Genomic DNA, 24010 nt, shown 5'->3' with positions numbered 1-24010 from the left:
CATGGGCTGCAGACAGTTATCCACTATTCCTGTGGATAACCTTGTGCATTAGAGTTAGAGAACTTGCGGTAAGCTAGAGATTACGCGGCCTGCGGGCAAATTGACGCGAAACCCATCTTTTCTTAAATTTTGTTAAATATCAATTAATTAAATAAAATCAATGGCTGTAAAAAAAGTGTCACCGACTGCCACAAAAGATTCATCCCCTTGCTTGACAAATGTTAAATGCCAAAAGTTTCTGGGGATAACCCTACTGATTGGTGGATTATCCCGCAAGGCGGCTTTTTTTCGTCCGCGATGGCGGTAAAAAAGACAAATCTGGAGATATACGATAGTATGATACTGTTTTTATATCCAGTATTATTTATTGGCAAAAGTTGAACTGAAGGGTAGAATTAAACACCTGCCGTTCAACCCTTCTTCAGGTCCTGATTGATGAGTAAACCGTTCAAGCTGCATTCTGCTTTCCGTCCCTCTGGCGACCAGCCGGAAGCCATTCGTCGCCTGGAAGAGGGGCTGGAAGATGGCCTGGCGCATCAAACGCTGCTCGGCGTAACCGGTTCGGGTAAAACGTTTACCATCGCCAACGTTATTGCCGATCTACAACGCCCGACGATGGTGCTGGCACCTAACAAAACGCTGGCGGCGCAGCTTTACGGCGAGATGAAAGAGTTCTTCCCGGAGAACGCGGTGGAGTATTTCGTCTCTTACTACGATTATTATCAGCCCGAAGCCTATGTGCCGAGCTCGGATACCTTCATTGAGAAGGACGCGTCGGTCAACGAACATATTGAACAGATGCGCCTGTCGGCGACCAAAGCGCTGCTTGAGCGTCGCGATGTGGTGGTGGTGGCATCGGTTTCCGCTATCTACGGTCTGGGCGATCCGGACCTGTACCTGAAGATGATGCTGCACCTCACGGTCGGCATGATAATCGACCAGCGCGCCATTCTGCGTCGTCTGGCCGAACTGCAATATACCCGCAACGATCAGGCCTTCCAGCGCGGTACCTTCCGCGTTCGCGGCGAAGTTATCGATATCTTCCCGGCGGAGTCTGACGATATCGCGCTGCGTATCGAGCTATTCGATGAGGAAGTTGAGCGCCTGTCGCTGTTCGACCCGCTGACCGGCCACGTGGAATCGACGATCCCACGCTATACCGTCTATCCCAAAACGCACTACGTCACCCCGCGTGAACGTATCGTCCAGGCGATGGAAGAGATTAAAGTTGAGCTGGCTGACCGGCGCAAGGTGCTGCTGGAGAACAACAAGCTGCTGGAAGAGCAGCGCCTGAGTCAGCGTACCCAGTTCGATCTCGAAATGATGAACGAGCTGGGCTATTGCTCAGGGATTGAAAACTACTCGCGCTATCTCTCGGGGCGCGGGCCGGGCGAGCCGCCACCGACGCTATTCGACTACCTGCCTGCTGATGGCCTGCTGGTTATTGATGAATCCCACGTCACTATTCCGCAAATTGGCGGCATGTATCGTGGTGACCGGGCGCGTAAAGAGACGCTGGTGGAGTACGGCTTCCGTTTGCCGTCGGCGCTGGACAACCGTCCGATGAAGTTTGAAGAGTTTGAAGCCCTCGCGCCGCAGACCATTTATGTTTCGGCAACGCCTGGGGCCTATGAGCTGGATAAATCCGGCGACGAAGTGGTGGACCAGGTAGTCCGTCCGACGGGGCTGCTTGACCCGGTGATTGAAGTGCGTCCGGTGGGAACCCAGGTGGACGACCTGCTCTCGGAAATTCGTATTCGCACCGCGATTAACGAGCGCGTGCTGGTCACCACCCTGACCAAGCGGATGGCGGAAGATTTAACTGAGTATCTGGAAGAGCACGGTGAGCGGGTGCGCTACCTGCACTCAGATATCGACACTGTGGAACGTATGGAAATTATCCGCGACCTGCGTCTGGGCGAGTTTGACGTGCTGGTCGGGATCAACCTGTTGCGTGAAGGCTTAGACATGCCGGAAGTGTCGCTGGTGGCTATTCTGGATGCCGACAAAGAGGGCTTCCTGCGCTCGGAGCGCTCGCTGATTCAGACTATTGGCCGCGCGGCGCGTAACATCAACGGTAAAGCGATTCTTTACGGCGACAGGATAACTGCGTCGATGGCCAGAGCGATTGATGAAACCGAGCGTCGTCGTGAGAAGCAGCAACGTTACAATGAAGAGCACGGTATTACGCCTACGGGACTCAATAAGAAAGTGGTTGATATTCTGGCGCTGGGTCAGAATATTGCGAAAACCAAAACCAAGGGACGCGGCAAGTTCCGCTCGCCGGTTGAAGCTGATGCGGTGGAACTGACCCTGACGCCGAAAGCGCTACAGCAGAAAATTCGCGAGCTGGAAGGGCAGATGATGCAGCATGCGCAAAACCTGGAGTTCGAAGAGGCGGCGCAAATTCGCGACCAGCTTCATCAGCTGCGCGATCTGTTTATCGCTGCGTCGTAGCCGTTTGCGAAATTCTTCCTCCCGGGGGCGGCGCTCGACGCGCCTTGCCCGGGCTACGGGTTCACCGCCGTCTGAGGTCCGGTAGCCCGGACAGATGCGCAGCATCGCCTCCGGGAAATGTGCTGGATCAGATGCCTGCGCGTGGCTTCATCCCGGGGGCGGCGCTCGACGCGCCTTGCCCGGGCTACGGGTTCACCGCCGTCTGAGGCCCGGTAGCCCGGACAGATGCGCAGTATCGCCTCCGGGGAATGTGCCGGATCAGATACCTGCGCGTGGCTTCATCCCGGGGCGGCGCTCGACGCGCCTTGCCCGGGCTACGGGTTCACAGCCGTCTGCGGGCCGGTAGCCCGGACAGATGCGCAGCATCGCCTCTTGGAAATGTGCCGGATCAGATGTCTGCGCGTGCTTCATCCCGGGGGCGGCGCTCGACGCGCCTTGCCCAGGCTACGGGTTCACTACGGGTTCACAGTTGTCTGCGGGCCGGTAGCCCGGACAGATGCGCAGCATCGCCTCCGGGAAATGTGCTGGATCAGATGCCTGCGCGTGGCTTCATCCCGGGGGCGGCGCTCGACGCGCCTTGCCCGGGCTACGGGTTCACCGCCGTCTGAGGCCCGGTAGCCCGGACAGATGCGCAGCATCGCCTCCGGGAAATATGCTGGATCAGATGCCTGCGGGTGGCTTCATCCCGGGGGCGGCGCTCGACGCGCCTTGCCCGGGCTACGGGTTCACCGCCGTCTGAGGTCCGGTAGCCCGGAAAGATGCGCAGCATCGCCTCCGGGAAATATGCTGGATCAGATGCCTGCGGGTGGCTTCATCCCGGGGGCGGCGCTCGACGCGCCTTGCCCGGGCTACGGGTTCACCGCCGTCTGAGGTCCGGTAGCCTGGACAGATGCGCAGCATCGCCTCCGGGAAATATGCTGGATCAGATGCCTGCGGGTGGCTTCATCCTAGGGGCGGCGCTCGACGCGCCTTGCCCGTGCTACAGGTTTATAGCCATCTGCGGCCCGGGATTTTCAGTCACGGGTTCAATCCCGTTTTTCCGTGGCCCTTAATGTTGGCTTAATATTGTTCGGCGAAACTATCCTCAATCTACTGAGGATAGCGCCATGCAAAAATTAATCTTCCGCGAATACCTGGCAGTTACCTGCGCCTTTGTTATTGTCGTTGCCTTCTTCCATCAGTGGGTGCTGACGTTCTGACGGGACGTTTTAGGGAAGAGCACCCAGGCGCGAACTCCTGGGCCGGGTTGACGGTTATGTAAAAAGAACTGGGCATCGTGTAACTGGGCGATGCGGGTTACGATACTGAGCCCCAGACCAATACCACCGTAGCGGCTGTCCATGCGTACAAACGCTTTGCTCAATTCACCGCTTTTTGCTTCATCAATTCCCGGACCTTCATCTTCCACCGCCAGAATTGACGTCAGGCCAGGCTTTATCGACACGCGAATCGTCGACCCGGCAGGGCTGTAACGATGCGCGTTTTCCACCAGGTTACGTAAAATCACCCGCACCAGCGTAGCGTCGCCTGACACAATCGCCTCACCACTTCCTTCGTCAAGCACCAGCTTTTGTTGCCGCTGCGCCAGCATCGCCTGTAACTCATCTTGTAGCGGTTCGACAACATCCTCTTTCAGCGCCACCTGCTGATAGCTCCCGGCGGAAAATGACTGGCCGACGCGCGCCAGCTGAAGCAATTGATTGATGCTGTTGGTCATTTGATCGAGCCGCTGAATTAGCGGGTCTACGCTGACGCTATGGACTTTGGCCAGCAGCTCCAGATGCAGACGCAGCCCGGCAAGCGGCGTGCGCAGTTCGTGGGCGACGTCGGCGGTAAACAGGCGCTCGCGATCCAGCGTCAGATTCAGGCGAGAAACCAGCTGATTGATTGCGCTCGTCACTGCGGTAACTTCCGGCACCGACTCTTTCAGCGTAATCGGCTGGAGATTGTCTGGGGTACGACTCTCCAGCTCTTCTTGTAGTCGTGACAGCGGCTTGGTGATTTGTTTGACCGCCAGCAGGCTGATATACAGCGCCAGGCCGATAATCAACAGGCTTGGGATCAATAGGCTGGCGACCGCTTCCCGGACTTCATGCTCAACATGCTTTTGGTTGTTGTGCCCCTCAATGGCGCTGGCCACCAGTAGCTGGATCTGTTCCTGGCTTTCATGCCACAGCCAGAACACGCTAACCAACTGACAAACCGCCAGAATAGCGCCGATAGTCAGCAGCAGTCGATGGCGCATGGTCCAGTTTGCATTAACGAACAGCGACATATCGTTATTCCACTTCAGTATTGTTGACCAACATATAGCCGAAACCCCGGACGGTGCGGATCCGCGCTTTACCCACCTTATCGCGCAGATTGTGAATATGCACCTCCAGGGTGTTGGTGGCCGGCTCGTTATCCCAGCTATAAATATCGTTGTAGAGAATTTCGCGGTGTACCGGGCTGCCCGCTTTCATCATCAGGCGTGAGAGCAGGGCGTACTCTTTCGGCGTTAAATCAAGAGACTGCTCGCCGAGCCAGACCAGACGGCGGGTGACGTTCAGGCGCAAATTACCCACGGTCAGCTCATTATCCCCCTGATTGTTGTGGCGACGCAGCAGGGCACGAATGCGCGCGTTCAACTCTTCAAGAGCGAAAGGTTTTACCAGATAGTCATCCGCGCCGGTATCCAGGCCGCTGATGCGGTCATCAACGGTATCGCGGGCGGTGAGGATCAGCACTGGCTGACTAAACTTCTCCCGACGCATGCGCGCCAGGAAATGCAGGCCGTCCTCATCCGGTAGCCCCAAATCGAGAACGATAAGGCTGTAATGGTTGCTGGCCAGAGAGAGTGCCGCTTCGTGGGCTGTCGACACGCCGTCGCACACGTAGCCCTCGCTTTGCATCGCCAGAATTAATCCTTGTAACAGGAGCGCATCGTCTTCAATGACTAAAATTTTCATCGGCCTGCCTCTCTGCATGGCGTTAAAATATCATCTGTTGCCTGATACTCATGGGTCTGGACCCCGAGCAGGCCGAGTAGGGTGGAGAAGAGATTATCCTGCGAATACGGTTGTGTTTTCGCTTTTTGCTGCAAACACTGTCCGGATACGCCATAGCGCTGTTGATAATCCGGCGACAGCCATAGCAGCATCGGTACATGCTTTTGCGTATCAGGCGCAATGGACCACGGCAGACCGTGTAAATAAACCCCATCTTCCCCCAGCGATTCGCCGTGGTCCGAGAGGTACACCAGGCTGGTGGTAAATTTATCCTGCTTCGACTGCAGTAATTTTATCGCTTTATCGACCACATAATCGACATACAAAATCGTATTGTCGTAGGTGTTGGTGAGCTGCTGCTGAGTGCAACCCTGTATCTCATTGGTGTCGCAGGTCGGTGTGAACTGTTTGAACTGCGGCGGATAGCGATTGTAATAGGTCGGACCGTGGCTGCCGATAGTATGCAAAACGATAATCCCGTCCTGTTGCAAACCGTCGATGTAGCTCTCCAGATTATGGAACAACACTTCATCGTAGCACTCGCCATCAATGCACTGATCGCTCAGATTGAGCCTGGTCACGTTCTGGTTCGGAACCCGGTCGCAGGCTCCTTTGCAGCCGCCATCGTTGTCGCTCCACAGTACCTTAACTCCTGCGCGTTGCAGGATATCCAGCACTCCCTCCTGATGCTGCGCCAACTCTTCATCATAGTGGGCACGCGGCATATTAGAGAACATGCACGGCACGGAAACTGCCGTGGCGGTGCCGCAGGAAGTGGTATTCGGGAAATAGACCACGTTATCTTGCTTCAGACGCGGGTTGGTTTCGCGGGAATAGCCGTTGAGCGAAAAATTCGCCGCTCTTGAGGTTTCGCCTAACACGACAATGGTCAGGTTTTTCTTCGCTCCGTTGCGCATTTCCGGCTTCTGCACGGCGTCTTCGCCAATTTTTACCAGCGGCAGATTGGCCATTCTGTTATGTGCATGCCAGGAATTCATCGCCACAATACTGTTCGACGGACTCAAAGATTTCACCAGCTCTTTGTTATTGCGAAACACCGATGCGTAATCTTTATAAAACAGCGCGGCGACCAGAATAATCAACAGTGCTGAAACCACGATGCTGAGCAGGCGCACGGCGACGCCGCGCCATAACGTTTGCGGTTTACGAATTTTAACCCACCAGGCGACAGCTACCGCCAGAACCCCGGAAAGGCCGAGGATCAGAACCATTTTGCTGGAGAGCAGGGCGAAACTTTCGGCGGGGGTGGTATCGAAAATATTGGTGATCATTCCCCGATCTATCACCACGCCGAAGGTCCAGATAAAATATTGAGCCGAGGCGCTCAGCAAGATAAACAGGCTAATAACCAGACGGTCAAGCTTCAGGAACGAGGCGATGGTGGTAATGATGTTCATCACGCTAATTGCCACTATCGGCATGCTGAGGAACACCAGCCAGTTGTGCAGGCCGTTGACCGGCAGCAGGGTAAATACCTGACGATAGAAGGCGAGATTCAGTACCAGCCCAATATAGCAGGCAAACAGAATCAGATAGGTTGTACGGCTAACCACCGGCCGACGTAAAGAAAATAGTGACATAGCGACGTCCACGTAAAGAGATGGTCGCTATGTTGCCGATGTTTTTTTAAGACAACCTTAAGATTTTAAGCCTGGCTGGATTGGTGGCCAGAATAACGCTGCCTTGAGAATTAGCCTAACTCCTGGATCGCTTTTTCCAGCGCGCTGCGTAATAGCTGCCGATCGTGGCGATAAGGGACATCGCTGGCGTCCAGCGGCGTCTGGATAACCACCCGATGTTCAATACCTGTGGTGTCCGCTTTCGGGCCGATCACTAACGCGTCAATCACCCGCTTGCCGATATGTTGCTCCATAATGGCCACCCGGTCCGCCAGCGCCAGGCTGGCGGCAGGGCTATGTTCTTTACCGAGGTTGTCGATAAACACCATCGGTGCGGGCGTGCGGCGCAGCGCCTGCGCCATCTCATCGAGCAAGATAATGGGCATCAGGCTGGTATAGAAGCTACCTGGTCCGATAAGAATTAAATCGGCTTCGGCAATAGCCTCTATCGCTTCGCGAGTGGTGGGAACCGGTGGGGAGAGCATCAGTTCGCGCGGCACGCAGGCGAGCTGGTCAATATTCACTTCGCCGTATACTTCATGCCCTTCGTGGTCAATCGCCATCAGGTCGACCGGTTGTTCCGACATGGGAATCAGCAGCGCGTCGACTTTGAGCAGATTTCTGATCAAATTGATCGCTTCAAGAGGCCGCACGCTCAGATGATCGAGCGCCTTTAACATTAGATTTCCGAGGTTATGCCCGGACAGTTCACCGTTACCGCTAAAACGATATTCAAACATCGCCGACGCCACGCTGGGTTCGGCAATAAGCTGATTAATACAGTTGCGCATGTCTCCCCAGGCGATGCCACCTTCCGCGCGGCGAATTCGCCCTGTGGAACCGCCGTTATCGGTGGTGGTGACAATTCCGGTCAGGCGTGAGCCAAGGGAGGAGAGTGATGACATTACCCGGCCCAGCCCATGTCCGCCGCCCAGAGCCACAACGCGATCAAGATCGGCGAAAGTACGATTGCGCATAAAAATCCCTTCTATCAATTAATCGGGCTCACAGTAACCGATCTCTTGTTAAAAAACGATGCCCGGCCTATGACATCTATTGTGTAGCACGCTCTGGACATGGCTATTTGCTAAAAGTGGGGGTGTCACACAGTGATAATATTAGCCGGTAATTCAGCCCGCTTTCCCGGCGTGAGTTAATTCTCTGCCGCCTGGCGACAGAAACTCTTCTGTATTTTCAACTGAATCGACCTGAGTTAATTATGGAAACACTGTCTGAGCTGGATATCCCCGTTCGGTATGGCCAGCCAAAAATTAGGGTTTACCTGAATCGTCATGGAGAAGAGAAATCGTTTCTGTACTCACATTGCGATTATCAGGGCGCGCCTGCGGACGGTGGTGTGCCCTGGCTGTCAATTAAGCAGGGAAATGGCAAGTCGGGGCTTATCTCTGTCACCGGGGAGTGGATTATTGCGCCACGCTTCGATGATGTTCGCGCGTTTAATCGCGATGGAGTGGCGCGGGTTTGCGACGGCGGTAGATGGGGGATCGTCAACCGTGCGGGTGAGCAGGTCATTCCTTGCACTTACCACACCCTGACCCCGACGGTGGGTGGCTTGTCCATCGGCAAGACTCAACAAGGTCAATTCCTGCTGTTGAACGTCAACGGCGAACGGTCGGAGATTCAGTTACCCCACGCAGAGGCTCTTGAAAGGGAGTGGTTTGATGAATTCAGCCTCAGCGGCATGGCCTGCTTTCATCGTCTGGCGGGAAACCGTATTTTCACGGGCTACATTAACACCTGCGGTGAGTTTACCTTTTCGATTCGCGAAGGAAATGGCGAGAGTTTTTCAGACCAGGGTATCGCCCCTTTTTCAGATGAATCAGGCCAGTACGGGCTGATTGATAAACGCGGGGGCTGGGTTGTCGAGCCTGTTTACGATCTTATTTCTCACTATGATACTGGCGGTTTTTGTTGTGCCCAGCGCTGGCGCGGCGAAGAGCTGTGCACATTTTACAATGCTCACGGCGAACGGGTGCTGGAAATTGAAACGACAGAGGTACCGAAAATCGCTCACGGCATCGTCCGGATCGGCGGTAAAGGTGGTCTCTACGTCAGCTATAGCCATCTCGGGAATGGTAAATCACTGACTTCGACGTTATTGAGCTACGGTACCGATTTTTACCCGGTGGGCGCAGCTATCGTGAGAACAGTCGAAGGGCAATGGGGCATTCTGACGGCGCAGGGTAAATTTATTCATCAGCGACGGTGGATGGAACCGGTCGTCGATACGCAAAACGCTATTGTTGGTTTTGCCAGCAGCAATACGACGGTGTTTATTATCTCCCGCCATGAGCTTGAGTATGTGGACCCCGAAGGGAAGACGGTAGCGACGCTTTCGTTTGATCGGGCTCGGCAAACCGCTGTTCTGAAAAATGCTCAACAGCAGGTTATCCGCATCTTCGATGATCAGAAAGTCTGGATGCCTTATCTCTTCTTTAGTATTTCACCGGCAGAAATTTACCCTGGCGCAACGCTTGGTGATGCGGTTAACGCGCTGATTGCGGCCAGGCCCCGTCCTTTTGTGCTGGTGAATAAAATTAGCGGCAGCGGGGCGCAGTTCGCAGGCGAGGAGTATGACTTTGACGCTGACAGAGTCGAAAAGGATGACATAAAGTTTGGTGCAATTATCACGCTTGCCGACGTCTATTACACAGAAGATGAGTGGGGAGAGTATGAGTTTCTGGAGTCTGACTACGCCGATAACATCAAAAAGCATTATCAGGATTTAAAGGCGCGCCTGACTCTGCTGTTCGGTGCGCCTGTTGATGAATGGGAAGGACATTACTGCAAATGGCGGCTAGTGAAACGCCGGGGGCTGTTAACACTACACCACTACCTTGAATACGGCGATGGCGACTTTGAAAAGCAGGTAGTGTTGTATATCGACGATAATGACGCGGGATGACAAGGCCCGGAAGGCCTTGTCATCATTAAGCTTAGCGTAAGGGGCTGATTTTATTGCGATTTTCTGTCACGGAGGTATTGGTTTTGAGTGCTCTGCAACGTGCCGCCAGATCGTCAAAAGGCTGGCCCTCCTCAGGAGATTCCAGTCCGTCATAAACCTCGCAGGGTAGAGTGAGGTCAGCATCGTTGAAATACCACCAGGGCGGTTCTGACGCACAAATCGTCATCTCTTTTACGCGCCACTGCCCGGCGGTTTTATTCAGGATGACCCACAGCATTTTATCAAGCTCGGCTTCGCAATCTTTCGCCAGCGACCAGTCGAGCTTTTGCCCCTCAGGTGCGACGATTTCCCCGACCAGAATGGCCCATTCGTTGCTGATATTTAAGCGATCGACTTTTATACGTACCGCCTGTCCGGCCTGGCTTGCAGCCTGTGGACGAAGGGCGTCCAGAATGGCTTTTCTTTCCGTGCCCTCAATCAGTTTCGCTGAGGACAAAATAAGCTTGCTGTTGTCATGTCCGGTCTCGGCATGCTCAAGTTTGCCGGTACACGGCTCGGCGGCGAAAATGGAGCTGCTACAAAGCGTGAGCATGGCCAGGATAACGTGAAGAGATCGGCTCATCGTAATGTTGCGTCCTTTGTAGACCGATTGTTAACTGTTAACTTATTATTTTCATTGAATAAGTCTCTTTCCTTGCTTCTGCGGCGAGAATATCACTTTTTGCTGGGTAACTATAAAATACCTGACGGTTTTGTATCGGGTGGAGGGCGAATAGCAGAACGAGGGATTACGCTGTGTTCTCACTAACTTAGCGTAAAAAAAGCTATATATATCCGCTATATACATCATTACATAACGAAATGTGGGTATGGCGAAACCACACTTAACGCGCTACTATTTGGTGTAACCCACTAACACTCTAGCCTCTGTGCCTGTGTCGCAAGATATGGTGCTTTGGCCGTGACAGCTCCGGTTGTCGCCAGGGCGCGGAAAGAAATGACCGCGTCTCCCGTATTTGGAAAGGTGTCTATGGCTTCACAGCTTACCGATGCATTTGCGCGGAAGTTTTACTATCTGCGCCTGTCTATTACCGACGTGTGTAACTTTCGTTGCACCTACTGTCTGCCCGATGGCTACAAGCCCGGCGCCGTCACCAATAAAGGCTTTCTCAGCGTCGATGAAGTTCGTCGCGTCACGCGTGCATTTTCAGCACTCGGCACGGAAAAGGTGCGCCTGACCGGTGGTGAACCTTCGCTACGTCGTGATTTTACCGACATTATTGCCGCCGTGCGGGAAAATCCCTCTATTCGTCAGATTGCGGTGACCACCAACGGCTATCGGCTGGCGCGCGATGTTGAAAACTGGCGCGATGCTGGGTTGACGGCGATTAACGTCAGCGTGGATAGCCTCGATGCCCGCCAGTTTCACGCCATTACCGGCCAGGATAAATTTCGCCAGGTAATGGACGGCATCGATGCCGCTTTTGCTGCTGGCTTTGAGAAAGTTAAAGTCAACACCGTGCTGATGCGCGACGTTAACCATCACCAGCTCGACACCTTTCTGGCGTGGATCCAGCCGCGCCGCATTCAACTGCGTTTTATTGAGCTGATGGAAACCGGCGAGGGTAGCGACCTGTTCCGCCGCCATCATATCTCAGGCATGGTGCTGCGCGACGAGCTGCTGCGCCGCGGCTGGATCCATCAGATCCGCCAGCGTAGCGACGGCCCAGCGCAGGTCTTTTGCCATCCGGATTATGCCGGTGAAATCGGCCTGATCATGCCGTATGAGAAAGATTTCTGCGCCACCTGCAACCGCCTGCGCGTCTCTTCCGTTGGCAAACTGCACCTGTGCCTGTTTGGCGAAGGTGGCGTTGATCTGCGCGATCTGCTCGCTGAAGAAGCGCAGCAGGCCGAGCTGGAAGCGCGGATTTCTGAAGCGTTAACGCATAAAAAACAAACCCATTTCCTGCATCAGGGCAACACCGGTATTACGCAGAACCTCTCGTATATCGGCGGATAATTCATTTTAAGGAGCGAACAGATGAGTCAGGCCAGCGCTGAGTTTATCCCGACCCGTATTGCAATTCTTACCGTTTCAAATCGACGTGGCGAAGAGGACGATACCTCCGGTCACTGGCTGCGTGACGCGGCGCAGGAAGCGGGGCACACCGTCGTCGATAAGGCGATAGTTAAAGAGAACCGTTATGCTATTCGCGCCCAGGTCTCGGCATGGATCGCCAGCGATGACGTGCAGGTGGTGTTGATCACCGGCGGCACCGGTTTTACCGAGGGCGATCAGGCACCGGAAGCGCTGCTGCCGCTGTTTGACCGCGAAGTTGAAGGCTTCGGCGAAGTATTCCGCATGCTCTCTTTTGAAGAGATTGGTACTTCGACCCTGCAATCCCGTGCCGTTGCCGGGGTGGCGAACCGCACGCTGATTTTCGCGATGCCCGGCTCAACCAAAGCTTGCCATACCGCGTGGGACAATATTATTACGCCGCAGCTCGATGCCCGCACCCGTCCGTGCAACTTTATCTCTCATCTTAAGAAGTAATTTATGTCGCAACTGACCCATATTAACGCCGCGGGCGAAGCGCACATGGTTGATGTCTCGGCGAAAGCGGAGACGGTTCGCGAAGCGCGCGCCGAGGCCTACGTTGAAATGCAGGCGACGACGCTGGCCATGATTATCGACGGCAGCCATCACAAAGGCGACGTTTTCGCCACCGCGCGAATCGCCGGGATCCAGGCGGCCAAACGTACCTGGGAGCTGATCCCGCTGTGCCACCCGCTGATGTTGAGCAAAGTTGAAGTCAATATACAGGCGCAGCCGGAACATAACCGGGTGCGCATCGAATCTTTGTGCCGTTTGACCGGTAAAACCGGCGTGGAAATGGAAGCGTTGACTGCCGCTTCCGTCGCCGCGCTGACGATTTACGATATGTGCAAAGCGGTGCAGAAAGATATGGTGATTGGTCCGGTGCGCCTGCTGGCGAAGAGCGGCGGCAAGTCCGGCGATTTCAGAGTGGAAGATGCCCATGATTAACGTTCTATTTTTTGCTCAGGTGCGCGAACTGCTCGGCACCGATTCCCTGACTCTCGAGTCGAACGGGCTTTCCACGGTTGAAGCCGTTCGCCAACAGTTGGTTGCGCGTGGCGACCGCTGGGCGCTGGCGCTGGAAGAGGGCAAGCTGCTGGCGGCGGTGAATCAGACGCTGACCTCGTTTGATCATCCGCTGGTAGCTGGTGATGAAGTGGCATTCTTCCCGCCGGTTACCGGAGGTTAAGATGACGCAAACCCGTATTGTGGTCAGCCATGAGCGTTTTAAGGTTGGCGACGAATATCCCTGGCTTGCTGAACGCGATGAAGACGGCGCGGTGGTGACTTTCACCGGCAAAGTACGCAACCATAACCTGGGCGATAGCGTGAAAGCGCTGACTCTTGAGCACTATCCCGGTATGACCGAAAAGTCGTTGGCGGAAATTGTCGAACTGGCGCGCGAGCGCTGGCCGCTGGGGCGGGTAACGGTGATTCACCGCATCGGGGAGATGTGGCCCGGCGAAGAAATTGTCTTTGTCGGCGTCACCAGTGCCCATCGCAGCAGTGCGTTTGCGGCCGGGGAATTCATTATGGATTATCTGAAAACTCGAGCCCCGTTCTGGAAGCGTGAAGCAACGCCGGAAGGGGAGCGCTGGGTCGATGCGCGGGATAGCGACAGACAGGCGGCAGAACGCTGGTAGTGTGGTACGCTTAGAGGATAAATTTCGTTAATCAGGAGATAGTCATGGACAGATACCCTCGTTCCGATTCAATCGTGCAGGGCCGCAGCGGCCTGCAAACTTATATGGCGCAGGTTTATGGCTGGATGACGGTCGGGCTGCTGCTCACGGCGTTTATCGCGTGGTTTGCCGCTAATACCCCAGCGGTCATGATGTTTGTGTTTTCCAGCAAAATCACCTTTTACGGGCTGATTATCGCACAGCTGGGGCTGGTCTTCGTGCTCTCTGGCATGGTGCAACGGCTCAGCGCCGGGATGGCGACGACGCTGTTTATGCTCTATTCGGCGCTAACTGGATTAACGCTATCCAGCATTTTCATCGTCTATACCTACTCGTCAATCGCCAGCACTTTTGTGGTCGCAGGCGGTATGTTTGGCGCGATGAGCCTCTACGGTTATACCACCAAACGCGATCTCAGCGGCTTCGGCAATATGCTGTTTATGGGGCTGATTGGTATTTTACTGGCATCACTGGTCAACTTCTGGCTGAAGAGCGAAGCGCTGATGTGGGCAGTGACCTATATCGGGGTGGTTATCTTCGTCGGCTTAACGGCTTATGACACCCAGAAGCTGAAAAACATTGGCGAGCAGATTGATGTTCGCGATGCGTCAATGCTGCGTAAATACTCGATTCTTGGCGCTCTGACGCTGTATCTGGACTTTATCAACCTGTTCCTGATGCTGCTGCGTATTTTCGGCAACCGCCGCTAAACCCTTCCCGGATTGCAGAGAGCGGCGGACCCGTGAACAAACCGCATGAAACTGTAGCCCCGGTCAGCGCGACCGGGGAATTTCCACTACTCTCCCGCCAGCTTGCGCTCATTCTTTTGCCGCAGCTTTTTCGCCCGACTCTCCAACAGTAGATAAGCCACCGTTGCCAGCAGCAGCGGCATAAAATAGTACAGCGCACGATAAGCGAGCAGGGCGGCAATAATCGCCCCGCGCGAGATATCTTCCCCCGAGAGCATGGCGATAAATACCGCTTCGAGTACGCCAATCCCGGCGGGGATATGCACGATAACCCCGGCAATACTACTTACCAACAGCACCCCGAGCACGAGGAAGTAGTCAACCTGTTGGCCTAACAGCAGCCAGATTATTGCCCCCATCGCCATCCAGTTCAGGGTGGAAACTGCCATCTGCAACAGCGCGAATCGCCAGGAAGGCAGCACCAGGCGCTGGCCTTTTATCGTCAGATGACGCTTTTTAGCAAAAGCGCAGGCCCACAGATAAAACGCGGAAATTAGCAGCAAAACGATGCCCAGAATTTGCAGCGATTGTTGGCTGATATACCAGCGTTCGGGGACTTGTACCATTCCGGCGCTAAAGATGATGCCGCCGAGCAGAATATAGCCCAGCCAGTTGGTGGTGATGCTCAGCGAAAAGATGCGGGTAATGGTTCCCCCGCTCAGGCCCAGACGCGAGTAGAGCCGGTAGCGCATGCCGATACCGCCCACCCAGGTGCTCAGCGTCAGGTTAAAGGCGTAGCAAATAAATGACACCAGCATCACCTGGCGCTTTGCCAGCTTATGGCCGCAATACACGCGCCCGAGCAGGTCATAACAGCCATAAATCAGGTAGCTGGCGATAACCAGCCCTATCGCGCTGAGCAAGGCCGTGCGGTTGTAATCGCGAATAACTTTCCACACTTCCTGCCAGTTAATTTTTTGCGCATAAACCACGAGAAGCACCGCAACGGCGATAAAAAACAGCACCGTGAGGATTTTTTTCGCCATCCGCCAGCGAGGGTGCGATTTCGCCATCAGGGCTTCACCTCCTGGTTTTCCGTCTCTACGCGATCCTGGGTTTCTATTTCTGGCTGTACCGGCGGCTGAACGCGCGACAGGAGCGGAGTGTGGGCCGGTAGCCAGCCCACCCAGGCCGGAAAGTGGCGCAGGAAGTGGAACGCCAGCACGCTAACGCCAAGCCGCCACCAGGTCCGCTTCGACAAAATGCTTTTATCAACCTGACGACAGTCGTTGGCAATCAGGCCGTTGAGATTGTCGCGCAGCGTCTGGTTAAATTCGCGGTCGTGGATAATCAGGTTGGCTTCCAGATTCAGCGACAGGCTCAGCGGGTCGAGGTTGCTGGAGCCGACGGTGGCCCAGTGGTCGTCCGCCAGCGCCACTTTGCCGTGTAGCGGGCGGCGGCGATATTCGAAAATCTGCACGCCGCCCTTCACCAGATAGTGATAGAGCAGGCGCGCGCCAAATTTGACTATCGGGATATCCGGCTCACCCTGCACGATTAATTTAACGCTAACGCCGCGGCGGGCGGCGTTGCGCATGGCGTGCAGCAGCCGATAGCCTGGAAAGAAGTAGGCGTTGGCGATAATCACTTCCCGGCGCGCGCTGGTCAGCATCTTCAGATAGTGACGTTCGATATCGTCGCGGTGCTCCTGGTTATCTCGCCAGATAAATAGCGCCTGGGCTTCGCCGGGATTACGGTTGATTTCAGGCTTATGCCGACGACGATGCCACCAGCGGCGCGTGGCTTCGCTGGTGGGCAGGTTTTCAAGTTCAAATTGCAGGATATCGAGCACCACCGGGCCCTCAACCTGAACGGCGTAATCCTGTTTGGCCTCCGGGCCGTAGTCGGTCATATGTTCTGCAGAGTAGTTAATTCCGCCGACAAAGGCGACAACGTCGTCGATAACGACGATTTTTCGGTGCATCCGGCGAAACAGGTTGGTGCGCATACCGAGCAGGCGCGGGCGCGGATCGTAGTAGCGGAAAATGACCCCCGCCGAGGTTAGCTCGCCGACAAAATCATCGCTTAAATCGGGCGAGCCGTAACCGTCCAGCAGCACTTCAACGCGCACCCCGCGCTGGGCGGCCTTAAGCAACACGGCATGGAGCTGCCTGCCGACGTCATCCTCAAACCAGATAAAAGATTCGAGAATGACCCGCTGCTGTGCGCGGCCAATCGCGGAAAAGACCGCCGGATAATAATTGTCGCCGTTTTCTAATAGCTGAATGCGGTTTCCTTCCTGCCAGCTGCATTTCACAGATGTATCTCCACGCTAAGCGGTGCATGATCGGACAAATGACGCCACTGTTTCAGGGCTAGCGTCTTCGGCTGGCTGGCGTGCGCATTTTTGACGTAGATGCGATCGAGGCGCAGCAGCGGGAAGTTGACCGGGAAAGTACGCGCCGGACGCCCTCTGGCGCGGGTGAAGATCTCCTCCAGCCCGGCCTGGGCTTTTAGCTGCCGATTAGCCTGCTGTCGCCAGTCGTTAAAATCACCTGCGACCACCACCGGGTCGCCCGCAGGCAAACTGTTCACCCAATCCGCCAGCATGGTCATCTGAGCCTGGCGCTGATTCGCGCGCAGTCCCAGATGCACGCAAATCAGATGAAGGGTTATCCCGCTTTCTGGCGGTACGATGCGGCAGTAGAGCAGACCGCGTTTTTCACTATCGCCGACGGATACATCAAGATTCTGGTAATGCGCGATGGGAAAACGCGAGAGCACCGCATTGCCATGATGCCCTTGTGGATAGACCGCGTTACGCCCGTAGGCGAAATCGTTCCATATTGTGTCGGCAAGGAATTCATAGTGTGGGGTCTCCGGCCAGTTCTTAATATTCAGCGGATGAATTTCATGCGCCCCCATCACCTCCTGCAAGCAAACGATATCGGCATTGACGCTGCGTACCGCTTCGCGCAATTCAGGCAAAATAAAGCGGCGATTAAACGCATTAAAGCCTTTATGGGTGTTAATTGTTAGCACGTTCAACGAAAATCGCGGCGTTTGTTCGTCCATATTTCTCCAGTCAATGTCACTTTCCTGAATGAAATAGTGTAGTAGAGGTCACAAAAAGATGCGGTGATACGGAATTTTCCGTAAAGTGCGGTACTCTGAGTAGCAGAGAAAAATCCTTCAGGAGAGAAGCCATGAAGTGGCAACAACGTGTACGCGTCGCAACGGGTCTTAGTTGCTGGCAGATTATGTTGCATCTACTGGTCGTGGCAGTACTGGTGATGGGTTGGATGAGCGGCGCGCTGGTTCGCGTCGGACTAGGTTTGTGCGTGCTGTACGGCGTCACGTTACTGTCGATGCTATTTTTGCAGCGTCATCACGAAGAGCGCTGGCGTGATGTAGGTGATTTTCTTGAAGAGCTCACCACCACCTGGTACTTCGGTGCGGCGGTTATCGCGCTATGGCTGTTGTCGCGCGTGCTGCACAATAACCTGCTGCTGGCCCTCGCCGGGCTGGTGATACTGGCAGGCCCGGCAGTGGTTTCGTTGCTGGCGAAAGATAAAAAATTACGCGATCTTTCTGCGGAACATCGCATACGCCGCTGAGCCGGTAGTGGCCGCTATGACCAATAGCGGCCACAAACTTCCCCACACAATTTCCAGACTCGCATCCTTCAGATAGATTTGCTTAGTGATATCAGTAAAGTGACGAATGGGGTTTACCCACGTTAAATTCTGTAGCCATACTGGCATATTCTCCACTGGCGAAACGTATCCGGACAGCAGGATCGCCGGCATCATAAAGACGAACACGCCAATAAATGCCTGCTGCTGCGTGGAGCACAGCGATGAAATCAGCAGCCCGAATCCTACCAGCGATAGCCCGTAAACAATCATCGTAAAGTAAAACAGCAGTAGCGATCCGGCGAAGGGGATTTGATAGGCCCAGATGCCGATCCCCAGCACGATGCTCGCCTGAAGAGTGGCGACAATCAGTGCAGGAACCGCTTTGCCAATAAAAATCTGCCAGGTCGCCAGTGGTGAAACCAGTAGCTGGTCGAGAGTGCCCTGCTCACGCTCGCGGGCTACGGATAGCGAGGTGACGATCATCACGCCGATGGTGGTGATCATGGCGATCAGCGACGGAACCACGAACCATTTATAGTCGAGGTTCGGGTTATACCAGTTGCGCACTACCAGCTCGCTGTTGTTCGGCTTCACTTTACCTTCCAGCAGATCCTGCTGATAGTTTTTAACGATCTGCTGGAGGTAATTGGCGGCAATCTGCGCGCTGTTGGAGTTACGTCCGTCGAGCAAAAGCTGGAGCGGGGCGGTTTGGTTAGTGTCGAGATTACGTGAGAAATCTGCCGGGAAGCGCACGACCAGCAGCGCTTTTTGTTCATCGATGGTGGGTCTAATCTCCTGCGGGCTTTTCAGCAGCAGGACATGGGTGAAGGCTTTGGCGCGGGCGAAGCGCTGGGTTAGCTCCACCGCATGCTTGCCGCTATCTTCGTTGTAGATAGCGATGGTGGCGTTAGTCACCTCCAGCGTGGCGGCGAACGGAAACAGCAGTACCTGAATCAGCACCGGCATAATTAAAATCGCCCGCGTCTGCGGTTCGCGCAACAGCGATTGCAGCTCTTTGCGGATTAGTGTCCATAAGCGATGAAACATAACTATTCTCTCTTTGTGATCCCCGGAGGCGGTGCTGGCGCACCTGTCCGGGCTACAAATTCAAACCCCTGCGGCCCTGGAAGCCCGGGCAAGGCGCTTGCGCCGCCCCCGGGGAAAGCGTGCAGGAAAGTTAATCCAGACGCCGCTTGGTTTTTATCCACGTCAGGCCGATAAATATTACCGCTGAGGCGATTAAAAACATCGTGTTCACCAGCAGCACTACGGGAATATTGCCCGCCAAAAACAGGCTTTGCAGAGTGCTGACAAAATAGCGCGCCGGGATCACGTAGGTCACCGCGCGGATCACCGCTGGCATACTGTCTATCTGGAAAATAAACCCGGATAGCATAATCGACGGCAGAAATGCGGCGTTCAGCGCCACCTGGGCGGCGTTAAACTGGTTGCGGGTAATGGTGGAAATCAGCAGCCCCATTCCCAGCGTGCTCAGCAAAAACAGGCTGGTGATAAAAAACAGAATCACCAGCGAACCGCGAAACGGCACGCCGAGAATAAACACCGCCACCAGCATGCACAGCAGCATCGCCAGCATGCCGAGGAAATAGTAGGGGATCAGCTTGCACAGCAGTAGCTCGGCGCGGGTAATCTCGGTCGACAGCAGCGCCTCCATGGTGCCGCGCTCCCACTCGCGGGCCACCACCAGCGAGGTCAGGATAGCGCCGACCACCGTCATGATGATGGTAATCGCGCCGGGGATAATAAAATGTTGGCTAATGGCGGCCGGGTTAAACCAATAGCGCATCTGCACATCAATCAACGGCTCGAAGGTTTCACCCCGATCTTCCGCCCGCTGCTGTTGCCAGATTTGCCAGATGCCTTCGATATAGCCCTGGGCGAAGTTGGCGGTATTCGGTTCGCTGCCGTCGGTGATAAGCTGGATTGGCGCATTGTCGCCGGGACGGGCCATCTTCTGGTCAAAATCCACCGGCACCACCACCAGCGCGCGGATCCGCCCGGCCTGCATCATTTGAATCAGTTGCTGGCGGTTGTCGCTGATGGTGGCGTCGATATAGGGCGAACCGGTCATGGTATGGACGAAATCCAGCGCCTCTTCGCTCTGCTGTTCCAGCAATACGCCGACCCGCAGTTTGCTGGAGTCGAGGTTAATACCGTAGCCAAAGATAAACAGCAGCAGCAGCGGGATCACCACCGCAATCAGCCAACTGCTGGGGTCGCGGACGATCTGCCGCGTCTCCTTGACGCACAGGGCGCGCACGCGCCGCCATGCCAGGATTTTAGCGCTCACTGGCGTTCTCCTTATCCCAGTCATGGATGAGGGTAATAAATGCCTGTTCCATCGTCGGGTCAGGCTGTTCATCATCCGCCGCCATGGCTTTGAGATCGTCCGGCGTGCCGCTGGCGATAAGTTTGCCGCGATAGACCAGACCAATACGGTCGCAATACTCCGCCTCATCCATAAAGTGGGTGGTGACCATTACCGTCACTCCCTTATCCACCATGCTGTTGATATGCAGCCAGAACTCGCGGCGGGTAAGGGGATCGACGCCCGAAGTTGGCTCGTCCAGAAACAGAATATCCGGCTCATGCATCAGCGAACAGGCCAGCGCCAGGCGCTGCTTATAGCCGAGCGGCAGGTCGTCGGCGGCCTGCCGGGCGATACTTTTCAGGCCAAACGCCTCGCTCATGCTGGCGATTTTTTCGTTCTGCGCTTTGCCGCGCAGGCCATAAACGCCGGAGAAAAAGCGCAGGTTCTGCTCAACGGTGAGGTTGCCATACAGCGAAAATTTCTGTGCCATATAGCCCAGATGCTGGCGTGCCTTGCCAGAGCTGACTTTGAGGTCCATCCCCAGCACCAGTGCTTTGCCGGAGGTGGGGACCAGCAGGCCGCACATCATCTTAAAGGTGGTGGACTTGCCCGCGCCGTTAGGGCCGAGGAGTCCGAAGATTTCTCCACGCTTGACCTGAAAATCGACGTGGTCGGTGGCGGCAAAATCACCAAATTTTTTGGTCAGGGTTTGCGCTTCAATCACCGTGTCGTCATGGGAGCCTTCCACGGTGTGGATAATTTTCCCCAGCGGCGATTCAGCCGTACCCGCGCCGCCCAGCAGGTCGATGAACGCATCTTCAAAACGCGGCGCGGTTTCAGCTACCTCCAGCGGCGGCATGTCGGCTGCGTTTTGCACTTCGCGGATATTGACCTCTTTTTTGAGGATTAGGCGCACCGATTTGCCCTGAATCACGCCATCGCTCACCTGTGGCAGCTTCAGCGCCCGCTGTAGCAGGCGGCGGTTATTTTCCTCGGTGCTGGAGATCAAAAAGCTGCGTCCAGCCATGGTCTGCGTCAGCTCTTTGGGCGCGCCCTGATACAACAGCTGGCCTTCGTTCATCAGCAGCACGTCGCGGCACTGTTCGGCTTCGTCGAGATAGGAGGTACTCCAGAGGATCAGCATCCCATCGCCCGCCAGCTCGTGGACCATTTGCCACAGTTCGCGGCGTGAGATGGGGTCAACGCCGACGCCGGGTTCGTCCAGTAGCAGCACTTTCGGTTCACCGACGAGGGTGCAGGCGAGGCCGAGTTTCTGCTTCATACCGCCGGAGAGCTTGCCCGCCAGACGGCCAGTAAAGGGGCCCAAAGAGGTAAACTCCAGCAGCCGGGCGAAGGTTTTCTCCCGTGCTTCGCCGGTGACGCTGCGCAGGTCGGCGTAGAGGGTCAGGTTTTCCATCACCGTCAGATCTTCATACAGGCCAAATTTCTGCGGCATATAACCGAGCACCGCGTGCAGGGCGCTATCGTCGGCAATGGGGTCAAAACCAATGACCTGTGCGCTGCCGCTGTCGGCTTTGAGCAAACCGGCGAGCATACGCATCAGGGTGGTTTTCCCCGCGCCATCGGGGCCAACCAGCCCGGTCACATAGCCGGAGTGAATGGTGCAGTCCAGCGGCGCGACGGCCGGGCGGTCCATGCCGGCGAAACGCCGGGTGAGACCGCGCAGCGTGATAACGTCTTCGCTCATTGGCTGTTTCCGTTGCTGAAAGCGACGGTCACCGGCATCCCCTGACGCAGCGCGCCGTCGGCATCGGTGACCACAATCCGCAGGCGATAAACCAGGTCGGTGCGCAGGTCCGGGGTTTCAACAGTTTTCGGCGTAAATTCGGCTGTCGGGGAGACAAAACCGATTTTGCCACGGTAAGGTTGATTCGGACGGCTATCGGTATAGAGCAAGACTTCGCGCCCCGGTTGGGCCTGGCCGAGATTTTTTTCATCGACGTAGGCGCGTACCCAAACCGGATGGGTTAATGATAGCGTCATCACCGTGCCGCCTGCGCTGAGCATACTGCCTGGCTCCACGGCGCGGGTCATCAGGGTGCCGTCGGACGGCGCGGTTAGCGTGGTATCGTGCAGGTCGAGTTTCGCCTGCGCCAGCGCGGCCTGAGCCTGTTCGAGGCTGGCTTTGGCCTGGGCTATCTCCTGCGGACGGTTACCGGCGCGGTACTGGCGCAGTTTATCCTGTGCTGATTTCAGCGTGGCCTGTGCCTGGTCGCGTGAGGAGCGCGCGTTTTCAAGGTCATTCGCGGAGATAGCGCTGCTTTTACGCAGCCCCAGCTGGCGTTGATAGAAGTTCTGCGCATAGGCGTAAGCCGCCTGGGCCTGGTTAACCGCGGCGGCAGCCTGGGCAATTTCTTCCGAGCGATAGCCCGCCATCATTAGGTCGTACTGCGCCTGGGCCGTAGAAACGTTGGCCTGCGCCTGCTGGAGGGCATTTTCATAAGGGGCGCGATCCAGCTCGCCCAGCGTTTGCCCGGTTTTAATCGCATCGCCCTCATCGACGCTTAGCGACGCCAGCCGTCCTCCCACCCGGAAGCTCAGGTTAACGGTACGAATATCCACGTTGCCATACAGGGTGAGCGCTTTTTGCTGGCTGCTTTGATACCACCACCAGCCGCCGCCGATCACAGCAGCCATCAGGAGAAGCAGTAGAACGACGATGAGCGGTTTTTTCATGACTCCAGACTCCTTTGCGATAATCCTTGCAGAACGAAATCAACGTGGCAGGTGATGACCTGAATGATTTGCTCGGTTTTTTCTTGATCAAACTCAGCCCAACCGGCGCGACGCAGCACCGTTTCCCGAACAAGACGAAACGCGAGAACTTCCCCCAGCAGCGCGTGGGTGTGAAGGATCATTTGCGTGCTGTCTGCGTTAAGGCCGGTATAAGCGGCGATTAAACGGGTTAGGTGGCAGTGTAGCGGAGCAATGACCTGGTCGTGGATGAGCTGATAGGCGGGCGTCGGCGACAACTGCTCGCGGGAGATGAATTTGCTCAAATTGACCGTGTCTTCCTGGGTCAGCAGTAAAATCATATTCTGGCAGGCGCGTAGAATCAGAGTACGCATTGCGGCTTTATCCGCAGCGGGCTGGGCCAGCAGTTCCTCTGCCGCCTGCGCATGGGGGCGAAAATTATTGCCGATAAAGTCGGCAATCCACTGGGCGCAGGCGAGGTACAAATCGTCCTTCGAACCGAAATAGTAGGTGATAGCGGCGATATTCTGTCCGGCCTGGGCGGCGATATCGCGGGTTGTGGCGTGCTGGCCGTATTCGCCGAACTGGGCGATAGCGGCAGCGATAAGCTGGCTTTTAGCCTGCTCGCCTTTGCTGGTAATGGGGGTCGTTGTCATCGCGCTAATAAAGTTAATCAATCGATTGATTAAGAGTATGACCAATTCGCGAAACTGTCCAGAATGGTGAATACTTAATTCATCGCAGCGCAAGCGAGCATTATTTTGCAGATAAAACGCTGGGGGATATTTTATGCGGTTCGTCACAAAATCTGCTAGACTGCGCCACTTCATGGCATTGTGGTTT

General features: G+C 55.5%; 22 protein-coding genes and 1 riboswitch. Of the genes, 9 read left to right on the top strand and 13 right to left on the bottom strand.

Translation table 11 applies throughout. From position 1 onward, the window contains the following. Positions 1-435 precede the first annotated feature (435 nt). Positions 436-2457, top strand: coding sequence for an excinuclease ABC subunit UvrB (gene uvrB / locus AC07P6_RS20985; protein WP_110276775.1), 2022 nt, complete (start codon positions 436-438; stop codon positions 2455-2457). 1177 nt (positions 2458-3634) lie between these two features. On the opposite strand, the gene pmrB is transcribed toward uvrB, so the two are convergent. The 4 genes from pmrB to yvcK form a co-directional block, all read right to left on the bottom strand. Continuing rightward, a complete protein-coding gene (gene pmrB, locus AC07P6_RS20980; RefSeq protein WP_478314497.1) occupies positions 3635-4732 on the bottom strand; it encodes a two-component system sensor histidine kinase PmrB in 1098 nt (365 codons plus the stop codon). 4 nt (positions 4733-4736) lie between these two features. Further along, a complete protein-coding gene (pmrA, locus tag AC07P6_RS20975) occupies positions 4737-5408 on the bottom strand; it encodes a two-component system response regulator PmrA (protein ID WP_304257176.1) in 672 nt (223 codons plus the stop codon). Then, positions 5405-7048 (bottom strand): phosphoethanolamine transferase EptA, encoded by a 1644-nt coding sequence (eptA, locus tag AC07P6_RS20970; protein ID WP_478314495.1) that lies wholly within the window; start codon positions 7046-7048, stop codon positions 5405-5407. The genes pmrA and eptA overlap by 4 nt, the downstream gene beginning before the upstream one ends. Positions 7049-7158: 110 nt before the next feature. Beyond that, complete coding sequence (gene yvcK / locus AC07P6_RS20965; RefSeq protein ID WP_181482941.1) at positions 7159-8064, bottom strand: uridine diphosphate-N-acetylglucosamine-binding protein YvcK; 906 nt, start codon at positions 8062-8064, stop codon at positions 7159-7161. A 242-nt stretch (positions 8065-8306) separates the two neighbouring features. Between yvcK and AC07P6_RS20960 the strand changes: the two genes are divergently transcribed. Continuing rightward, entirely contained in the window at positions 8307-10013 is a 1707-nt protein-coding gene (locus tag AC07P6_RS20960) for a WG repeat-containing protein (RefSeq protein ID WP_478314493.1), read from the top strand. A 31-nt stretch (positions 10014-10044) separates the two neighbouring features. On the opposite strand, the gene AC07P6_RS20955 is transcribed toward AC07P6_RS20960, so the two are convergent. Continuing rightward, positions 10045-10635, bottom strand: a complete 591-nt coding sequence (locus AC07P6_RS20955; protein ID WP_478314491.1) for a hypothetical protein — start codon at positions 10633-10635, stop codon at positions 10045-10047. A 282-nt stretch (positions 10636-10917) separates the two neighbouring features. Continuing rightward, positions 10918-11056: riboswitch (molybdenum cofactor riboswitch) on the top strand. Between AC07P6_RS20955 and moaA the strand changes: the two genes are divergently transcribed. From moaA to AC07P6_RS20925, 6 genes are all read left to right on the top strand, one after another. After that, a complete protein-coding gene (gene moaA / locus AC07P6_RS20950) occupies positions 11044-12033 on the top strand; it encodes a GTP 3',8-cyclase MoaA (protein ID WP_478314489.1) in 990 nt (329 codons plus the stop codon). It overlaps the preceding riboswitch by 13 nt. Positions 12034-12054: 21 nt before the next feature. Further along, complete coding sequence (gene moaB / locus AC07P6_RS20945; protein ID WP_478314487.1) at positions 12055-12567, top strand: molybdenum cofactor biosynthesis protein B; 513 nt, start codon at positions 12055-12057, stop codon at positions 12565-12567. A gap of 3 nt (positions 12568-12570) precedes the next feature. Continuing rightward, complete coding sequence (moaC, locus tag AC07P6_RS20940) at positions 12571-13059, top strand: cyclic pyranopterin monophosphate synthase MoaC (RefSeq protein WP_478314485.1); 489 nt, start codon at positions 12571-12573, stop codon at positions 13057-13059. Continuing rightward, a complete protein-coding gene (gene moaD, locus AC07P6_RS20935) occupies positions 13052-13300 on the top strand; it encodes a molybdopterin synthase sulfur carrier subunit (protein WP_478314483.1) in 249 nt (82 codons plus the stop codon). Before moaC ends, moaD begins: the two co-directional genes overlap by 8 nt. 1 nt (position 13301) lies before the next feature. Further along, positions 13302-13754 carry a molybdopterin synthase catalytic subunit MoaE gene (moaE, locus tag AC07P6_RS20930; RefSeq protein WP_110276766.1) on the top strand — a complete coding sequence of 151 codons (453 nt, stop codon included), beginning with the start codon at positions 13302-13304 and terminating at the stop codon, positions 13752-13754. A gap of 44 nt (positions 13755-13798) precedes the next feature. Beyond that, positions 13799-14503 (top strand): Bax inhibitor-1/YccA family protein, encoded by a 705-nt coding sequence (locus AC07P6_RS20925; RefSeq protein ID WP_110276765.1) that lies wholly within the window; start codon positions 13799-13801, stop codon positions 14501-14503. Positions 14504-14589: 86 nt separating this feature from the next. Here the strand turns inward: AC07P6_RS20925 and AC07P6_RS20920 are convergent, their stop codons facing one another. The 3 genes from AC07P6_RS20920 to AC07P6_RS20910 are packed head-to-tail and all read right to left on the bottom strand — an operon-like array spanning position 14590 to position 17557. Further along, the gene (locus AC07P6_RS20920) at positions 14590-15555 is read right to left on the bottom strand and encodes a lysylphosphatidylglycerol synthase domain-containing protein (RefSeq protein ID WP_304257190.1); all 966 of its coding nucleotides are present in this window, start codon (positions 15553-15555) and stop codon (positions 14590-14592) included. After that, positions 15555-16799: a cardiolipin synthase ClsB gene (clsB, locus tag AC07P6_RS20915; protein WP_478314481.1), complete on the bottom strand. Its 1245-nt coding sequence runs from the start codon at positions 16797-16799 to the stop codon at positions 15555-15557. The genes AC07P6_RS20920 and clsB overlap by 1 nt, the downstream gene beginning before the upstream one ends. Then, on the bottom strand, positions 16796-17557 hold the full coding sequence (locus AC07P6_RS20910) for an endonuclease/exonuclease/phosphatase family protein (protein ID WP_182237365.1): 762 nt from the start codon (positions 17555-17557) through the stop codon (positions 16796-16798). Before AC07P6_RS20910 ends, clsB begins: the two co-directional genes overlap by 4 nt. 131 nt (positions 17558-17688) lie before the next feature. On the opposite strand from AC07P6_RS20910, the gene AC07P6_RS20905 reads away from it, so the two are divergent. Beyond that, complete coding sequence (locus tag AC07P6_RS20905; protein ID WP_181482931.1) at positions 17689-18099, top strand: YbhQ family protein; 411 nt, start codon at positions 17689-17691, stop codon at positions 18097-18099. Here the strand turns inward: AC07P6_RS20905 and AC07P6_RS20900 are convergent. The 5 genes from AC07P6_RS20900 to cecR form a co-directional block, all read right to left on the bottom strand. Continuing rightward, positions 18061-19167: an ABC transporter permease gene (locus AC07P6_RS20900; protein ID WP_478314479.1), complete on the bottom strand. Its 1107-nt coding sequence runs from the start codon at positions 19165-19167 to the stop codon at positions 18061-18063. The two genes, AC07P6_RS20905 and AC07P6_RS20900, sit on opposite strands and share 39 nt — an antisense overlap. Positions 19168-19297: 130 nt before the next feature. Continuing rightward, positions 19298-20455 carry an ABC transporter permease gene (locus tag AC07P6_RS20895; RefSeq protein ID WP_478314477.1) on the bottom strand — a complete coding sequence of 386 codons (1158 nt, stop codon included), beginning with the start codon at positions 20453-20455 and terminating at the stop codon, positions 19298-19300. Continuing rightward, positions 20421-22160: an ATP-binding cassette domain-containing protein gene (locus tag AC07P6_RS20890; RefSeq protein ID WP_434659641.1), complete on the bottom strand. Its 1740-nt coding sequence runs from the start codon at positions 22158-22160 to the stop codon at positions 20421-20423. Before AC07P6_RS20890 ends, AC07P6_RS20895 begins: the two co-directional genes overlap by 35 nt. Beyond that, entirely contained in the window at positions 22157-23149 is a 993-nt protein-coding gene (gene hlyD, locus AC07P6_RS20885) for a secretion protein HlyD (protein WP_478314475.1), read from the bottom strand. The genes AC07P6_RS20890 and hlyD overlap by 4 nt, the downstream gene beginning before the upstream one ends. After that, a complete protein-coding gene (gene cecR, locus AC07P6_RS20880) occupies positions 23146-23823 on the bottom strand; it encodes a transcriptional regulator CecR (protein ID WP_304260873.1) in 678 nt (225 codons plus the stop codon). Before cecR ends, hlyD begins: the two co-directional genes overlap by 4 nt. Between the last annotated feature and the right edge of the window lie 187 nt (positions 23824-24010).

This window comes from Klebsiella sp. GFKo11 (genome assembly GCF_056490265.1).
Note: the sequence above shows the minus strand (reverse complement) of the source record. Positions and strands in the feature narration are given on the sequence as shown.

Bases quoted from the DNA above. Each gene is read 5' to 3' on its own strand.
- AC07P6_RS20925 (WP_110276765.1), top strand. From the start codon at position 13,799: ATGGACAGATACCCTCGTTCCGATTCAATCGTGCAGGGCCGCAGCGGC.
- pmrA (WP_304257176.1), bottom strand. From the start codon at position 5,408: ATGAAAATTTTAGTCATTGAAGACGATGCGCTCCTGTTACAAGGATTA.
- moaB (WP_478314487.1), top strand. From the start codon at position 12,055: ATGAGTCAGGCCAGCGCTGAGTTTATCCCGACCCGTATTGCAATTCTT.
- uvrB (WP_110276775.1), top strand. From the start codon at position 436: ATGAGTAAACCGTTCAAGCTGCATTCTGCTTTCCGTCCCTCTGGCGAC.
- hlyD (WP_478314475.1), bottom strand. From the start codon at position 23,149: ATGAAAAAACCGCTCATCGTCGTTCTACTGCTTCTCCTGATGGCTGCT.
- cecR (WP_304260873.1), bottom strand. From the start codon at position 23,823: ATGACAACGACCCCCATTACCAGCAAAGGCGAGCAGGCTAAAAGCCAG.
- yvcK (WP_181482941.1), bottom strand. From the start codon at position 8,064: ATGCGCAATCGTACTTTCGCCGATCTTGATCGCGTTGTGGCTCTGGGC.
- AC07P6_RS20960 (WP_478314493.1), top strand. From the start codon at position 8,307: ATGGAAACACTGTCTGAGCTGGATATCCCCGTTCGGTATGGCCAGCCA.
- AC07P6_RS20900 (WP_478314479.1), bottom strand. From the start codon at position 19,167: ATGTTTCATCGCTTATGGACACTAATCCGCAAAGAGCTGCAATCGCTG.
- AC07P6_RS20905 (WP_181482931.1), top strand. From the start codon at position 17,689: ATGAAGTGGCAACAACGTGTACGCGTCGCAACGGGTCTTAGTTGCTGG.
- moaC (WP_478314485.1), top strand. From the start codon at position 12,571: ATGTCGCAACTGACCCATATTAACGCCGCGGGCGAAGCGCACATGGTT.
- AC07P6_RS20910 (WP_182237365.1), bottom strand. From the start codon at position 17,557: ATGGACGAACAAACGCCGCGATTTTCGTTGAACGTGCTAACAATTAAC.
- AC07P6_RS20920 (WP_304257190.1), bottom strand. From the start codon at position 15,555: ATGGCGAAATCGCACCCTCGCTGGCGGATGGCGAAAAAAATCCTCACG.
- moaA (WP_478314489.1), top strand. From the start codon at position 11,044: ATGGCTTCACAGCTTACCGATGCATTTGCGCGGAAGTTTTACTATCTG.
- pmrB (WP_478314497.1), bottom strand. From the start codon at position 4,732: ATGTCGCTGTTCGTTAATGCAAACTGGACCATGCGCCATCGACTGCTG.
- AC07P6_RS20955 (WP_478314491.1), bottom strand. From the start codon at position 10,635: ATGAGCCGATCTCTTCACGTTATCCTGGCCATGCTCACGCTTTGTAGC.
- moaD (WP_478314483.1), top strand. From the start codon at position 13,052: ATGATTAACGTTCTATTTTTTGCTCAGGTGCGCGAACTGCTCGGCACC.
- AC07P6_RS20890 (WP_434659641.1), bottom strand. From the start codon at position 22,160: ATGAGCGAAGACGTTATCACGCTGCGCGGTCTCACCCGGCGTTTCGCC.
- eptA (WP_478314495.1), bottom strand. From the start codon at position 7,048: ATGTCACTATTTTCTTTACGTCGGCCGGTGGTTAGCCGTACAACCTAT.
- AC07P6_RS20895 (WP_478314477.1), bottom strand. From the start codon at position 20,455: ATGACTGGGATAAGGAGAACGCCAGTGAGCGCTAAAATCCTGGCATGG.
- moaE (WP_110276766.1), top strand. From the start codon at position 13,302: ATGACGCAAACCCGTATTGTGGTCAGCCATGAGCGTTTTAAGGTTGGC.